The sequence below is a fragment of the Pseudomonas sp. 18058 genome (assembly GCF_902706155.1).
Taxonomy (GTDB): domain Bacteria; phylum Pseudomonadota; class Gammaproteobacteria; order Pseudomonadales; family Pseudomonadaceae; genus Aquipseudomonas; species Aquipseudomonas rustica.
Genome location: NZ_CACSJY010000015.1, coordinates 59,147 through 73,675, shown reverse-complemented (window position 1 = coordinate 73,675; position 14,529 = coordinate 59,147). Strand labels below are relative to the sequence as shown.

Genomic DNA, 14,529 nt, shown 5'->3' with positions numbered 1-14,529 from the left:
TTTTACCCTAGCCAACAGCGATTGTAAATTGGCCTTACCAATTAACCAAGAACGCTGACAGTGCCTGACCAACAACAATTAGGGGCCACCCCATATGCAAACCTGGCAACAGCTCTACAGCCCGCTCGGCAGTCTCGGCGTGTCCGCACTCGCGGCCGTCATCCCCATCGTGTTCTTTTTCCTCGCGCTGGCGGTGTTCCGTCTCAAGGGCCACGTGGCCGGGAGCATCACCCTCGCCCTGTCGATTGCCGTGGCGATCTTCGCGTTTCAAATGCCGGTCGACATGGCTTTCGCCGCCGCCGGTTATGGTTTCGCCTACGGTTTGTGGCCGATTGCCTGGATCATTGTCGCGGCGGTGTTCCTCTACAAACTGACGGTGAAAAGTGGTCAGTTCGAGGTCATTCGCAGTTCGGTGTTATCAATTACTGACGACCAGCGCCTGCAAGTGCTGCTGATCGGTTTCTGCTTCGGTGCATTCCTGGAAGGTGCTGCCGGTTTCGGCGCGCCCGTGGCGATTACCGCCGCGCTACTTGTCGGGCTGGGCTTCAACCCGCTGTACGCCGCTGGCCTGTGCCTGATCGCCAACACCGCACCGGTTGCGTTCGGCGCCTTGGGGATTCCGATCATCGTTGCCGGCCAAGTGACCGGGATTGACGCGTTCAAGATCGGCGCCATGACCGGTCGCCAGCTGCCGCTGCTGTCGCTGTTCGTGCCGTTCTGGCTGGTATTCATGATGGATGGCCTGCGCGGCGTTCGTGAAACCTGGCCGGCTGCATTGGTCGCGGGCCTGAGCTTCGCCATCACCCAATACTTCACCTCCAACTTCATTGGCCCGGAACTGCCGGACATCACTTCGGCGCTGGCCAGCCTGATTTCTCTGACTCTGTTCCTCAAAGTCTGGCAACCGAAACGCACCGCCGGCGCGCAAATCGCAGGCGCTACCTCCAGCGCAGCGATTACCGCCAGCGTCGGTGGTTTCGGCCAGAAGCGCACCACCGTGGCTTCGCCTTACAGCCTCGGGGAAATTTTCAAAGCGTGGTCGCCATTCCTGATCCTCACCGTGCTGGTAACGATCTGGACGCTGAAGCCTTTCAAAGCGATGTTCGCCGCTGGCGGCTCGATGTACAGCTGGGTGTTCAACTTTGCGATTCCGCACCTTGATCAACTGGTGATCAAGACCGCACCGATCGTTGCTGCGCCAACCGCGATTCCAGCGGTGTTCAAGCTCGACCCGATTTCCGCGACCGGCACGGCGATTTTCTTCTCGGCGCTGATCTCGATGCTGGTGCTGAAGATCAATTTCAAAACTGGTCTGACCACTTTGAAAGAGACCTTCTACGAACTGCGCTGGCCTATTCTGTCGATCGGCATGGTGTTGGCCTTTGCTTTCGTCACCAACTATTCCGGCATGTCCTCGACCATGGCCCTCGTGTTGGCCGGTACCGGCGCGGCGTTCCCGTTCTTCTCGCCGTTCCTCGGCTGGCTCGGCGTGTTCCTCACCGGTTCCGATACATCGTCCAACGCGCTGTTCAGTTCGCTGCAAGCGACCACTGCACACCAGATCGGCGTCAACGATGTCCTGCTGGTAGCGGCCAATACCAGCGGCGGCGTGACCGGCAAAATGATCTCGCCACAATCGATCGCAGTGGCCTGCGCCGCGACCGGTTTGGTCGGCAAGGAATCGGATCTGTTCCGCTTCACCCTCAAGCACAGCCTATTCTTTGCAACGATTGTCGGTCTGATCACACTGGCTCAGGCCTACTGGTTCACCGGCATGCTGGTGCACTAAACCTACAAGAACCATGGAAAAAACCGACGCCGGTTCGTGATGCCGGCGTCAGCAATTCACCACCCGGTCTGTAAGGCTGCTGAAAGCAACACTCTCTATATTCAGCAGCCTCAGCGGACGGATAACCGGGATCACCCGGAGACACGCCTGATGAGCGAGCTTTTTTACAACGCTGTGCCGAACGCGACCCGCGTGGCACCGCCACTGCCCGAACCTCGGCAATACCCCAGCGAGAAACCGTCGCGGGTTTATCTGTTCGGGACGTGTGTGGTTGATCTGTTCTACCCCGAAGCCGGGATGGACGCGATCCACTTGCTGGAGCGCGAAGGGATTCGGGTCGAGTACCCGCAAGGGCAGAGCTGCTGCGGTCAACCGGCCTACACCTCGGGTTACACCGAGCAGGCGCGGACGGTAGCGCGCTCGCAACTGGCGCTGTTTGCCGGCGATTATCCGGTGGTGGTGCCGTCGGGTTCCTGCGCGGGCATGCTGCGCGAGCATTACGCCGACTTGTTCAAGGACGAGCCGGACACGTTGAAACAGGTTCAGGCCCTCGCGGCCCGCACCTATGAACTGGCCGAGTTTCTGCTGTTCGTCTGCAAGGTGCAGCTCAAGGACAGCGGCGAACCGGTCAAAGTCGCCCTGCACACTTCGTGTTCGGCACGCCGCGAAATGAACACGCACCTGCATGGCCGCGAGTTGTTGGCGCAGTTGAGCAACGTGGAACGGGTCAACCACGACCACGAAAGCGAATGCTGTGGCTTCGGCGGAACATTCAGCGTCCGTATGCCAGACATTTCCGGTGCGATGGTGGCTGACAAGACCCGCTCGCTGAAGGACTCCGGCGCGCATCAAGTGTTGAGCGCCGACTGTGGCTGTTTGATGAACATCAACGGCGCATTGGAGAAACAAAAAGAAACGCTACGCGGGCAACATCTCGCCAGCTTTCTGTGGCAACGAACCGGGGGTGCGCAATGAGCACTTCCGCGATTATTCCTACGGTCGCCGTAGAAGAAGATTTCCGCACCCGGGCCCACAACGCCTTGGGTGATCAGCAGTTGCGGAACAACTTCCGCACTGCGATGGATTCATTGATGACCAAACGGGCAGCCGCTTTCAGCGATGCCCACGAAAGAGAACACTTGCGTGCTCTGGGCAACTCGATCAGAGCCCGCGCGCTCTCCAAGTTGCCCGACCTGCTCGAGCAACTGGAAACAAACCTGACCCGCAACGGTGTGACAGTGCACTGGGCGGAAACGGTGGACGAGGCCAATGGCATCGTCTTATCGATCATCCGTGCTCACGAGGCGCGGCAAGTGATCAAGGGCAAATCGATGGTCAGCGAAGAGATGGAGATGAACCATTTCCTCGAGGCTCAAGGCATTGAATGCCTGGAGTCGGATATGGGGGAATACATCGTCCAGCTCGACCACGAGAAGCCTTCACACATCATTATGCCGGCGATCCACAAGAATGCCGGTCAGGTCGCGTCCTTGTTCCACGACAAACTTGGCGTGGAATACACCAAGGACGTTGACCAACTCATTCAGATCGGTCGCAGAGTCCTGCGGCAGAAATTCTTCGAAGCGGACATCGGCGTCTCCGGTGTCAACTTCGCCGTGGCCGAAACCGGCACCCTGCTGCTGGTGGAAAACGAAGGCAACGGCCGCATGACCACCACCGTGCCGCCGGTGCACATTGCCGTCACCGGCATCGAAAAAGTCGTGGAAAACCTGCGTGACGTAGTGCCGCTGCTGTCATTGCTGACCCGCTCAGCGCTGGGCATTCCGATCACCACTTACGTCAACATGATCTCCGGCCCGCGCAAGGAACACGAACTCGACGGCCCGCAGGAAGTGCATCTGGTGCTGCTCGACAACGGTCGCAGCCAGGCATTCGCCGACAGTGAATTGCGTCAGACCTTGAACTGCATCCGCTGCGGCGCCTGTATGAACCACTGCCCGGTTTATACCCGCGTCGGCGGTCATACCTATGGCGAGGTTTATCCGGGGCCGATCGGCAAAATCATCACCCCGCACATGGTTGGCCTGGCAAAAGTCCCGGATCACCCGAGCGCGTCATCGCTGTGCGGTGCCTGCGGTGAAGTGTGTCCGGTAAAAATTCCTATCCCGGCGATCCTGCGGCGCTTGCGCGAAGAAAACGTCAAAGCCCCGGACAGTCCCCATCAAGTGATGCGCGGTCAGGGCAGCAAGTATTCGCGCAAGGAACGTTTTATCTGGAACGCCTGGGCCAGGCTCAACAGCTCGCCAATTTTGTATCGATTATTCGGATTCTTCGCCACGCGCCTGCGGGCGCTGACGCCAAGCAACGTCGGCCCGTGGACACAAAACCACAGCGCACCAAAACCCGCCGCCCGCTCACTGCACGACATGGCCCGCGAGCATCTGGCCAAACAGGGAGATCGCTGATGAGCGCCAAGCAAAATATCCTCGGCAAACTGCGGAAAAGTCTGACCGGCGCCACGCCGATTGCCGACGACTTCGATGTCGATCTGGTGACGCGGCCTTACACCTACAGCGCCGAACAACGCATTCCGCAACTGCGCAAACTGATGGAAGCGGTACACACCGAAATCCACATGACCTCGGGCGAAGAGTGGCCGGCGCTGCTCGCGCAATTGCTGCGCGATCGTCAGCTACCGAGCCTGTTGATTGCACCGACTACCGCCCACGGGCAGAAAATCACACAACACTGGGCGAACAATCCTGACCTGCCGACGCTGAAATCCTACGACCGTCCAATGGAAGAATGGAAAGCCGAGCTGTTCAACGACACTCCGGCCAGCCTCACCGGCACCCTTGGCGCGATCGCCGCCACTGGCAGTCTGATCCTGTGGCCAACCCGCGAAGAACCACGGCTGATGAGTCTGGTGCCGCCAGTACATTTCGCCCTGCTGAAAGCCAGCGAAATCCGCGACAACTTCTATCAGGTGCAACAGGAATTCGAGTGGGCGCAAGGCATGCCGACTAACGCATTACTCGTGTCCGGCCCGTCGAAAACCGCCGACATTGAACAAGTGCTGGCCTACGGCGCCCACGGCCCGAAAGACCTCGTGGTGCTGATCCTGGAGAACCAATGACGCTTCCAGTGAATTTCCTGCGTGATGCGCAGCAACTGATTCCGGCCGAGCGCCGTTTTGATGATCCGTTATCGACGCTGGCCTTCGGCACCGATGCGAGTTTTTATCGGCTGATTCCGCAGTTGGTGATCCGCGTTGAATCTGAAGACGAAGTGGTCGCCCTGCTGAAACTGGCTCAGCGTGATCATGTCCCGGTGACGTTCCGCGCGGCGGGTACCAGTCTGTCTGGCCAGGCAATCAGCGACTCGGTGTTGATTGTGCTTGGGGATAACTGGAACGCGCGCGAGATTCGTGGCCAAGGTACGCAAATCCGTCTGCAACCGGGCGTGATCGGTGCGCAAGCCAATGCGTGGCTGGCGCCGTTCGGACGCAAGATCGGCCCGGATCCGGCGTCGATCAACGCCTGCAAAATCGGCGGCATCGTCGCCAACAACGCCAGCGGCATGTGCTGCGGCACCGCGCAAAACACCTATCACACGCTGGCCGGCATTCGTCTGGTGCTGGCCGATGGCACACGGCTCGATACCGAAGACGCGGCGAGTGTCGCGGCATTCCACGCCAGCCACGGCGAACTGCTTGAACGCTTGGCGACGTTGGGCCGCGAGACCCGCGCCAACGCTGAATTGGCTGCACGAATCCGTCACAAATACCGTCTGAAAAATACCACCGGCCTGTCACTCAACGCCCTGGTGGATTTCGATGAGCCTGTGGATATCTTGAGCCACTTGCTGGTCGGCTCCGAAGGCACGCTCGGCTTCATCAGCGCGGTGACGTACGACACAGTAATCGATCACCCGAACAAGGCCTCGGCGCTGATCGTCTTCCCCGATGTGGAAACCTGTTGCAACGCGGTTACCGTGCTGAAAAGCCAACCAGTGTCCGCCGTAGAACTGCTGGATCGCCGCAGTCTGCGCTCGGTGCAAGACAAACCCGGCATGCCCGCTTTCGTACAACAACTGTCGAACAATGCCTGCGCGCTACTGATCGAATCCCGCGCGGCGACCTCTGCACTCCTACAGGAACAACTGGCGCAAATCATGGCGTCGCTCAGAGGTTTCCCGGTGGAGAAACAGGTCGACTTCACCGAAGACCCTGCCGAAAACGCCAAACTCTGGGCCATTCGCAAAGACACCTTCCCTGCCGTCGGCGCCGTACGTAAAACCGGCACCACGGTGATCATCGAAGACGTGACCTTCCCGGTCGAACAACTGGCCATCGGTGTGAACCGCTTGATCGAGTTGTTCGACAAACATTCCTACGACGAAGCGATCCTTTTCGGACACGCGCTGGAAGGTAATCTGCACTTTGTCTTCACTCAAGGCTTCAACAACCTGGAAGAAGTCGCACGCTATCAAGCGTTCATGGATGACGTCGCGCAACTGGTCGCTGTGGAGTTCGGCGGCTCGCTGAAAGCCGAGCACGGCACCGGGCGCAACATGGCGCCGTTCGTGGAACTGGAATGGGGCAGCGACGCCTATCAACTGATGTGGCAACTGAAACGTCTGCTCGACCCTAGCGGCATTCTCAACCCGGACGTCGTGCTCAGCGAAGATCCGCAGATCCATCTAAAGCACTTGAAGCCACTGCCGGCGGCCGATGAGATTGTGGATAAATGCATCGAGTGCGGCTTCTGCGAACCGGTCTGCCCGTCGAAAGGACTGACCCTGAGCCCGCGCCAACGCATCGTGATCTGGCGCGATATTCAGGCGAAAAAACGTGCCGGCGTCGACACCACCGAACTGGAAAAAGCCTACGAATACCAAGGCATCGAAACCTGCGCCGCCACCGGTCTGTGCGCGCAACGTTGCCCTGTAGGCATCAACACCGGCGAGCTGGTGAAAAAGCTCCGTGGCCGACACGCAACGCATCAGAAAACGGCTGACTGGATTGAAGGAAATTTCGCCAAGACTCTGCAAGGCGCACGCCTCACTCTGCATGTGGCCAACGGTGCGCGGATGATGCTCGGCGCGCCGCGTCTGGCGAAACTGTCGGCAACGCTGACGCGTTTGTCCAAAGGCCAGGTGCCGTTGTGGACAAATGCGATGCCGCAACCGGAGAAAGCCATTCGCTTCAGCCCGAGCGTGTCGGACGAACGCCCGCGTGTGGTGTATCTGGCCGCGTGTGTCTCGCGGGTCATGGGCCCGGCGGCGGGAGATAAAGAGCAGATGTCGCTCTACGACAAAACCCGTGGACTGCTGGAAAAGGCCGGTTACCAAGTGGTCTTCCCGGACAATCAGGACAACCTCTGCTGCGGTCAGCCCTTCGCCTCAAAAGGCTACGCCGAGCAAGCCGAACACAAGCGTCAGGAGTTGATCAGCGCCTTGCTCCACGCCAGTCGCGGCGGTCTCGATCCGATCTACTGCGACACCAGTCCGTGCACGTTGCGCCTGGTGCAGGGCGTAGGAGAAACCCGTCTCGATCTGTACGACCCGGTGCGCTTCATCCGTACGCATCTTCTCGATCGACTGGATTTCACCCCGCAAGACGCACCGATTGCCGTGCATGTGACCTGCAGCACTCAGCACCTGGGCGAAAGCCAGGCGTTGATCGATCTGGCGCGCAAATGCAGCAAAACGGTGGTGATTCCGGAAGGCATTCATTGCTGCGGATTTGCTGGCGACAAGGGCTTCACCACGCCGGAGCTGAACAGCCATTCGCTACGCACCTTGAAGGGCGCGGTGCAGCATTGCAGCGAAGGAATATCCACCAGCCGCACGTGCGAAATCGGCCTGACGCAACACGGCGGCATCGACTATCACGGTCTGGTTTATCTGGTCGACCGAGTCACTCAGGCGAAGGCCTGCTGAAGAAAATCAGAACCCTTGCGCAAGACCGCAGTCCACAGAACAGGCCCCGAACACTCGGGGCCGTTCCTTCTTTCGGTGACCGGCACTCAGGGTCAGCGAAGTCTGGATCCCTCAGCGCAAGGAGATACACATGAAACGTTCTGTACTGTTCGGTCTGTTCGTTACTGCCTCGGTGATGGCGTCGACTTCGTTTGCCGCCGGGCCAGACAGCCTCTGCGAAGCCAATCTGCAAACCATCAATAACGCGAAATCGGAATATCAGACTTCATCGGAGCTGAACGCGCGCGTCTCCGCCAGTGTGGCGAAAGCCCAGGCCCTCAAGGCCCAAGGCAAGATTGACGACTGCGTCGCGGAAACCCAGCAAACAATTCTGGAAATCCAGAAAACCTCGGGTGACACCAAGAAGTGATCGTGAGCAGGCGTTTTGATACCAGATGTAAAAAAAACCGAATTCCTGCGTAGCGCGGCGGTCGATTGAACAGGCCCTACGCTAACGTAGCCTGTTATGACCTCGGCATCGCCGCCAGACCGTCCGGCAGCACCGAGACCTACCGTTCAAGGAGATACCCATGAAGCATTCTGCAATTGCTGGATTGTTCATCGCTGGTGCACTTCTGGCGTCGCCGGTGTTTGCGGCGGATAAAGACCTGTGTGCCGGGAATCTTCAAGTCATCAAGGACTTCATCACCAGCCAGCCTTCCATTCCGGAAACCTCGCTGGAGAACGTCAAGACTGCGCAGGAAGACGCCATGAAGGCGCAGGCTTCCGGGAACGACAAGGATTGCGTGGAAATCACCAACGGCATGATCACGAAAATGCAGATCCGCAATCCAACGCGTAACTGACACACCCGGAAGCCAACCTTCGGGTTGGCCTTCCCGGCCGATTGACGTACACTGCACAGGCTTGTTGCTCAAACAGATGTACTGAGCAATGAGTTCGGGGCCGTTTAGGATTCGACGCCGGTTGCGAAACTTTAGGTGCATGCCGACTTGGTAACAGAAGTCGTAAATCCACTGTTGCAACTACTTATAGTTGCCAATGACGAAAACTACGGCCAGGAATTCGCTCTCGCTGCGTAAGCAGCCTTAGCCCTGAGCTTCTGGTACCTTCGGGTCCAGCAATCACCAGGGGATGTCTGTAAACCCAAAGTGATTGTCATATAGAACAGAATCGCCGTGCAGTACGTTGTGGACGAAGCGGCTAAAACTTACACAACTCGCCCAAAGCACCCTGCCCTTCGGGTCGCTGAGGGTTAACTTAATAGAAACGGCTACGCATGTAGTACCGACAGCGGAGTACTGGCGGACGGGGGTTCAAATCCCCCCGGCTCCACCAACTCAAAAAAAAGACGTCCTCGGACGTCTTTTTTTTTGGCTGAAATTCGACAAAATCCGTTTTCAGCGTCGATCGCCGTCACACAGCAGCCAACCATCGGTCTGGGCCGGGGTCCTCGGACAGGTACAGAGCGCCAAAGGTTGCGATCTGCCTACGCGAGTCCAGACCGGGATGCTCGATTAAAAGGACATGCAAACCTGGTCAATAAAACTCATTTGCTGAAAATTCATGAAAACGCTTGGCAGCAAGATAACGCTTATTCCAGTAATCACTCTCAAGCAAATCGATTCGCATGACTTTTCCTCGACTGGGCGCGTGAATAAATCGGCCGCCCCCAATGTACACGCCTACATGGCTAACAGGCCGCCGTCTATCATGCTTGAAGAACACTGCATCCCCAGGTTTCAGTTGTTTACGCGGCACAACTTGTCCCAAACTATTGAACATTGACGCAGTGGTTCTTGGCAGTTGTATACCCGCCTCTGTTTTAAATAAATAAACCAACAACCCACTGCAATCAAAACCCTCTCGAACATTACTGCCACCCCAGCGATAACGCGTGCCAATTAGCTCATGGGCACGGTCGACAATTCTATTTGCTGGCGACAGTTCTGCATTGATAGAAATCGTGCTCAAGCCAACGGGCACTGAAATGCGATCGCGCTTTTCGCCGAGCGCCATTGGCGATCCGCCCATCAGAGCCAAGCTTAAATAAAAACTGAGTATATATCGTCTCATGCAACAACCATCAACACTGTTTAACGAGTGCACAGGGTAGGAAACGCCACCGTCCAAATACATAAGCACTGTCTTAAATAAAGACTTCACCAACTGACGAAAAAAGCTATAAACAAGACAATTCTCATGGATCAATTAACGACTGATTGGGTAGCGTTAAAATCATCACATTCAAACAAACCCCGACCACCGATATATTCAAATCGGACGACGTTACTCCACCCATATCACACAGGATCTGAACGTGAGGAAAAGACTGGCGGTAGAATTTCTGGGCACCTTCTGGCTAACTTTTGGCGGTTGCGGGAGCACCATACTTGCAGCTGCATTTCCTGAGCTGGGAATCGGTTTCGCGGGGGTCGCATTGGCCTTCGGATTAACTGTACTTACGATGGCGTACGCAGTGGGATCCATCTCCGGCGGGCATTTCAATCCCGCCGTTACGATAGGTTTGTGGGCTGGTAATCGGGTAGACGTAAAAGATGTCGTCCCTTATGTTTTTGCACAAGTAATCGGCGCCATTACCGCTGCCGCCGCGCTGTATTTCATCGCCAGTGGAAAGCCTGGGTTTGAGGTCGGCGGATTCGCAGCGAATGGATACGGCGACCTTAGCCCTGGCAAATTCAGTTTGTCAGCGGCCCTGGCTGTTGAATTCATCGCCACTTTTTTCTTTCTGTTCATCATCATGCGAGTGACATCACCCAGTGCCGTACATGGCTTCGCACCACTGGCAATTGGTCTGACCTTAACGCTCATCCATCTGATATCCATACCGGTTACCAATACCTCGGTCAATCCTGCTCGCAGCACTGGACCTGCGCTTTTTGCCGGAGCTGCATACATGAGCCAACTCTGGTTGTTCTGGCTGGCTCCGATAGCTGGCGCAATCATGGGCGCGCTGTTCGCCAAAAAGTTTGACACTCGTGCGACAGCACAGCCCTAGAGATCGGCACCTGGAGTGCCCAACGTTTTCAACGGGGGCACTCTTCTGAGACATGTCTTAAAAAAAATATAAAAATTGCCAACCTTAACCAAGCAGGGCAAAACCAATGTCTCTCGCCTCTAAACAAAACGGAATGCTCCATGAACGACCGTGTACTTATCGCCGATGATCATCCTGCAGTCCGCATGTCGGTTCGATTGATCCTGGAGGAAAAAGGTTATGAAGTTGTCGGGGAAGCCGGCGATGGGGTCAAAGCCCTGACGCTCACTCAAGATCTCCTTCCTGACGTTATTATTCTGGACATCGGTCTGCCCAGGATAGATGGATTGACCGTTATCAGTCGCCTCAAGTCCTTTGACGCACGCGTTAAAATAATTGTACTGACCGGCCAGGAATCAGAGCAAATCGCTTTGCGCTGCATGCAAATCGGCGCTGACGCCTTTGTCAGCAAGCATCAAGAACTTTGCGACTTAATCAATGCTTTAAGAGCAGTGAAGCGTGGCTACAGTTACTCGCCCGATCACGCCTGCACTCTCATTCGTCGCCATGATGATCCTGATCAGGAAGAGGAACTTCTGCAGTCACTGACGGCTCGCGAGCTAATGGTCTTGCAACAACTGGCACGCGGCATAAGCAATAAAACGATCGCCGAACGCATGTCCCTAAGTAGCAAAACTGTCAGCACCTATAAAACGCGGCTATTGCTTAAATTAAATGCAAGCACGTTGCTAGATCTGTATGACCTGGCAAAGCGAAACGGGCTCACTGACCGCTAACACGTTAAAACCGGACAAATCTTAAAGCCACTGTTCGTCGCTGTAAGCACCATAGGGCTCCTCCTCACCACTATCAGTTAATTGCCATGTCACTAAATAGCGCGCTTCTTTGCCTTGCGATGAATATTTATCATGAGTCGCGCGGCGAGCCTCACTCAGGCCAGGTCGCCGTTGCGATGGTGACAATGAATCGCGCCAATTGGGACAACGCGAAAGTTTGCGAGGTCGTGTACAAACGGCGGCAGTTTTCCTGGACGCAAAAGAGCAGAAAGCTACCGCAAGAACCTCTCGCTTGGAACAGAGCACAAAGAATTGCCAATGAGGTTCTAGGCGGCGAAGTGGAAGACATCACGGATGGCGCAACGCATTTTCACGCCCATGGGGTCAAACCGGTCTGGAGACTCAACATCCTGAAGACCGTCCGGATAGGCGAGCATATCTTTTATAGAGAAGTCAGACCGCCAGCGTTCTGAAGCGCCTTCACAAATCCCTGAGATCCAGATGCAATTTGAACAATTCAGTATCTGTGCGCACATTGAGCTTGCGCAAGGCAGCCTGCTTCTGGCCGCTGATCGTTTTGCGACTGCGCATGAATTTCAGCGCGATTTGAGACACTGACAATCCTTCAAGACAGCAACGCAACACTTCTCGCTCTTTCGGCGAAAGTGCCGGGTAATCGACCAATGCGTCGCCCCCCGCAACAGAAGCGCCATCAGTGGTTCCTGGAACTTGAACTGCGGGGGTGGTATCGAGATCAGCCGCCATTTCAGGAGACAGATACAAGCGATCCAGCGCCACCATTCGAATAGCCCGCACCAACTCTTCGGTTTGCTGGGACTTTCCAAAAAAACCGTTGGCACCAGCCCGAATCGCCATGTTGACCGTGGCCGGCCTTTCAAGCGAAGAGAAAATCAAGATACGCATTTCAGGGTAATGACTGCGTAGAAGCTGAATCAATCTCAGACCGTCAAGCTCTCCGTCACTCAGTTGATAGTCCAGAATCAAAAGGTCGGCTGATTCAGTGCGCAAAGCCTCCTGCAGTTCAGCACTGCTGGAATGAACCCCGACAATTTTAAAATCCGACTCAGTCGACAAGCGGATTTTCAGCCCTTCCCGAATCAAAGCGTGATCATCAAGCAGTGCGATCCGCAAAGGTGAAACCACCGACCATTTCATTATTCTGAATACTCCATGAGGCCGAAAATACGCTCGGAAATTTCCTACATATTTTTTATAAATGCACCTTAGCCTAAGTGTTAGCTGAAAGAAAATTTAAGAATTTATGGCTATCCCTGTCATCAATTAAGGCAATTGGAAGCATTAGGGTCGCTTTGCTGCGGCTGAATAACCGCTGGTTTGCCTACCTCCGATCCCCGCGATTTTGGGACAAGTCTCGTTCACGCATGTCCGCTCGGTTGTCAGAATTATCCTAATCGCTCAGGAACACCCCACTGGACAGATACCGCATCAGTTGTGGGATTTCCTTACTCAAATACGCCGACACAGCTCGCCACAAGCGGGCCCAGCCCAGGACTATCTGATGGCTACTCAAAGCGCGCCCGCTGATTCAGACGTGGACGTCCAGGCTATGCCTGCGCCTCAAACACACATCCAGGACACGCTGATGCAAAGCGTGTCCTGGATCTGCGACCACTACAATTTGGGGCGTTCCCCCCAGGCTTTGGCGGCAGGGCTGCCTAAAGTAGGCTTGTTACCGACTCATCGGTACGCATTGCAACGTGGACGAGCGCAACAACGCCGGTCAAACCGCAGCCATGTACGCAGCGTTGTTCGAGCGGGTTGAATTGCTGCAGGCGATGAAAGACTGGGGGGCGGATTTGAATGCGCAGGATGCGGCAGGTAACTCCGCGGCCCAATTGCTCCGCGGGGGAATCCGGCTCACCTCACCCATCAACTATGACCACTCTCGATAGCGCCGGCACGCAATTATAAACAAGGTGTTCCATGGATTTTAATTTTGACCAAGTCATTAAACACACCGAAACCTGGCTCCCCGTTGTCTTGGAGTATGGTGCCAACCTTGCGTTGGCGTTTACCACTCTGGCCCTTGGCTGGTGGGTGATCAGCACCGTCACCGGAAGAGTCGGCGTGTTGCTGGGAAAACGCAGTGTGGATAAAACCCTGCAAGGATTTGTGGGAAACCTGGTTAATACCGCACTGAAGATCATGCTGATCATCAGTGTGGCGTCAATGATTGGAATCCAGACCACCAGTTTTGTCGCTGCGCTGGGTGCTGCTGGCCTGGCCATAGGATTGGCATTGCAGGGAAGTTTGTCCAACTTCGCCGGTGGTGTTTTGATCCTGCTTTTCCGCCCCTACAAAGTGGGCGACACGGTAGAAACCCAAGGCGTGTATGGCACGGTCGACTCTATTCTCATTTTCCACACCGTCATTCTCAGTACGGACAACAAGCGCATCGTCGTGCCGAACGGGAGTATTTCCAATGGAGTCATCACCAACTACTCAAGCGAAACCTTGCGCAAAATTGTCTTCGACGTTGGTGTTGGTTACGACGCCGATCTGGACACTGCACGGCAAGTGCTACTGCAGATGTGTCGGGATCCGAGAGTACTGAGCGACCCTCCCCCGCAGGTAGTGGTGAGCACATTGGGCGATAGCGCAATAACAATGTCACTGCGCGTATGGGCATTGAATACCGACTATTGGGATTTGATGTTTGAGTTCAACGAAAAGTCCCGGGACGCCCTCGCTGAGAAAGGCATCACCATTCCGTTCCCACAACGGGTGATCACTGTAATTAACAATCAACCTCTTCCATAGGTGATTGCACGGTTCGACCCAGGCGGGCATTAACGGCCGCAACCGACTTAAATTTTTCTTCACTGCCCCTGCCCGACCGAACCTGTAAAGTTCGCTCGCTCATTCAAGAAACTACGGTTCGCCCGCGCTCCTGCGGGCTTTTTTTTGCCTGAAATTCCTCATCGTTCAAAGTTTCCCGTGTAGGCGCTGCCGAAGGCTGCGATTTTTTGATTTTGAAAACGCAGGAGCGAAAGATCGCA

The 14,529-nt window shown here is 55.8% G+C and carries 13 protein-coding genes, 1 other RNA gene and 1 pseudogene; 13 read left to right on the top strand and 2 right to left on the bottom strand.

The window, feature by feature from the left end; translation table 11 throughout:
- The first annotated feature begins 94 nt into the window (after positions 1–94).
- From GVL50_RS10745 to ssrA, 8 genes are all read left to right on the top strand, one after another.
- Entirely contained in the window at positions 95–1,789 is a 1,695-nt protein-coding gene (locus GVL50_RS10745; RefSeq protein WP_159812888.1) for a lactate permease LctP family transporter, read from the top strand.
- A gap of 150 nt (positions 1,790–1,939) precedes the next feature.
- Positions 1,940–2,764 carry a (Fe-S)-binding protein gene (locus GVL50_RS10740; protein ID WP_159812887.1) on the top strand — a complete coding sequence of 275 codons (825 nt, stop codon included), beginning with the start codon at positions 1,940–1,942 and terminating at the stop codon, positions 2,762–2,764.
- Positions 2,761–4,215: a LutB/LldF family L-lactate oxidation iron-sulfur protein gene (locus GVL50_RS10735; protein WP_053117010.1), complete on the top strand. Its 1,455-nt coding sequence runs from the start codon at positions 2,761–2,763 to the stop codon at positions 4,213–4,215. The genes GVL50_RS10740 and GVL50_RS10735 overlap by 4 nt, the downstream gene beginning before the upstream one ends.
- The gene (locus GVL50_RS10730; protein ID WP_159812886.1) at positions 4,215–4,886 is read left to right on the top strand and encodes a lactate utilization protein; all 672 of its coding nucleotides are present in this window, start codon (positions 4,215–4,217) and stop codon (positions 4,884–4,886) included. Before GVL50_RS10735 ends, GVL50_RS10730 begins: the two co-directional genes overlap by 1 nt.
- Complete coding sequence (locus GVL50_RS10725) at positions 4,883–7,693, top strand: FAD-binding and (Fe-S)-binding domain-containing protein (protein ID WP_159812885.1); 2,811 nt, start codon at positions 4,883–4,885, stop codon at positions 7,691–7,693. Before GVL50_RS10730 ends, GVL50_RS10725 begins: the two co-directional genes overlap by 4 nt.
- 130 nt (positions 7,694–7,823) lie before the next feature.
- On the top strand, positions 7,824–8,102 hold the full coding sequence (locus GVL50_RS10720; RefSeq protein WP_159812884.1) for a hypothetical protein: 279 nt from the start codon (positions 7,824–7,826) through the stop codon (positions 8,100–8,102).
- A 160-nt stretch (positions 8,103–8,262) separates the two neighbouring features.
- Positions 8,263–8,538, top strand: a complete 276-nt coding sequence (locus GVL50_RS10715) for a hypothetical protein (RefSeq protein ID WP_159812883.1) — start codon at positions 8,263–8,265, stop codon at positions 8,536–8,538.
- 96 nt (positions 8,539–8,634) lie between these two features.
- Positions 8,635–9,031: a transfer-messenger RNA gene (gene ssrA / locus GVL50_RS10710) on the top strand.
- Between the two features lie 201 nt (positions 9,032–9,232).
- Here the strand turns inward: ssrA and GVL50_RS10705 are convergent.
- A complete protein-coding gene (locus tag GVL50_RS10705) occupies positions 9,233–9,769 on the bottom strand; it encodes a C40 family peptidase (protein ID WP_159812882.1) in 537 nt (178 codons plus the stop codon).
- A gap of 244 nt (positions 9,770–10,013) precedes the next feature.
- Between GVL50_RS10705 and aqpZ the strand changes: the two genes are divergently transcribed.
- The 3 genes from aqpZ to GVL50_RS10690 all read left to right on the top strand — a co-directional run bounded on the left by aqpZ (position 10,014) and on the right by GVL50_RS10690 (position 11,961).
- Positions 10,014–10,712 carry an aquaporin Z gene (gene aqpZ, locus GVL50_RS10700; protein ID WP_159812881.1) on the top strand — a complete coding sequence of 233 codons (699 nt, stop codon included), beginning with the start codon at positions 10,014–10,016 and terminating at the stop codon, positions 10,710–10,712.
- Positions 10,713–10,852: 140 nt separating this feature from the next.
- The gene (locus GVL50_RS10695) at positions 10,853–11,488 is read left to right on the top strand and encodes a response regulator transcription factor (RefSeq protein WP_159812880.1); all 636 of its coding nucleotides are present in this window, start codon (positions 10,853–10,855) and stop codon (positions 11,486–11,488) included.
- 86 nt (positions 11,489–11,574) lie between these two features.
- Complete coding sequence (locus tag GVL50_RS10690) at positions 11,575–11,961, top strand: cell wall hydrolase (protein ID WP_159812879.1); 387 nt, start codon at positions 11,575–11,577, stop codon at positions 11,959–11,961.
- Positions 11,962–11,968: 7 nt separating this feature from the next.
- Here GVL50_RS10690 and GVL50_RS10685 read toward each other — a convergent pair whose 3' ends face one another.
- Positions 11,969–12,664: a response regulator transcription factor gene (locus tag GVL50_RS10685; RefSeq protein ID WP_159812878.1), complete on the bottom strand. Its 696-nt coding sequence runs from the start codon at positions 12,662–12,664 to the stop codon at positions 11,969–11,971.
- A gap of 539 nt (positions 12,665–13,203) precedes the next feature.
- Between GVL50_RS10685 and GVL50_RS10680 the strand changes: the two are divergent.
- Positions 13,204–13,422 (top strand): annotated as a pseudogene (locus GVL50_RS10680) (hypothetical protein); the annotation flags it as partial.
- A 31-nt stretch (positions 13,423–13,453) separates the two neighbouring features.
- The gene (locus tag GVL50_RS10675) at positions 13,454–14,290 is read left to right on the top strand and encodes a mechanosensitive ion channel family protein (protein WP_159812876.1); all 837 of its coding nucleotides are present in this window, start codon (positions 13,454–13,456) and stop codon (positions 14,288–14,290) included.
- Positions 14,291–14,529 lie beyond the last annotated feature (239 nt).

What these genes read in the sequence shown, in the direction of transcription:
- GVL50_RS10745 (WP_159812888.1), top strand. Translation starts at nt 95, where the DNA reads ATGCAAACCTGGCAACAGCTCTACAGCCCGCTCGGCAGTCTCGGCGTG.
- GVL50_RS10740 (WP_159812887.1), top strand. Translation starts at nt 1,940, where the DNA reads ATGAGCGAGCTTTTTTACAACGCTGTGCCGAACGCGACCCGCGTGGCA.
- GVL50_RS10735 (WP_053117010.1), top strand. Translation starts at nt 2,761, where the DNA reads ATGAGCACTTCCGCGATTATTCCTACGGTCGCCGTAGAAGAAGATTTC.
- GVL50_RS10730 (WP_159812886.1), top strand. Translation starts at nt 4,215, where the DNA reads ATGAGCGCCAAGCAAAATATCCTCGGCAAACTGCGGAAAAGTCTGACC.
- GVL50_RS10725 (WP_159812885.1), top strand. Translation starts at nt 4,883, where the DNA reads ATGACGCTTCCAGTGAATTTCCTGCGTGATGCGCAGCAACTGATTCCG.
- GVL50_RS10720 (WP_159812884.1), top strand. Translation starts at nt 7,824, where the DNA reads ATGAAACGTTCTGTACTGTTCGGTCTGTTCGTTACTGCCTCGGTGATG.
- GVL50_RS10715 (WP_159812883.1), top strand. Translation starts at nt 8,263, where the DNA reads ATGAAGCATTCTGCAATTGCTGGATTGTTCATCGCTGGTGCACTTCTG.
- GVL50_RS10705 (WP_159812882.1), bottom strand. Translation starts at nt 9,769, where the DNA reads ATGAGACGATATATACTCAGTTTTTATTTAAGCTTGGCTCTGATGGGC.
- GVL50_RS10695 (WP_159812880.1), top strand. Translation starts at nt 10,853, where the DNA reads ATGAACGACCGTGTACTTATCGCCGATGATCATCCTGCAGTCCGCATG.
- GVL50_RS10690 (WP_159812879.1), top strand. Translation starts at nt 11,575, where the DNA reads ATGTCACTAAATAGCGCGCTTCTTTGCCTTGCGATGAATATTTATCAT.
- GVL50_RS10685 (WP_159812878.1), bottom strand. Translation starts at nt 12,664, where the DNA reads ATGAAATGGTCGGTGGTTTCACCTTTGCGGATCGCACTGCTTGATGAT.
- GVL50_RS10675 (WP_159812876.1), top strand. Translation starts at nt 13,454, where the DNA reads ATGGATTTTAATTTTGACCAAGTCATTAAACACACCGAAACCTGGCTC.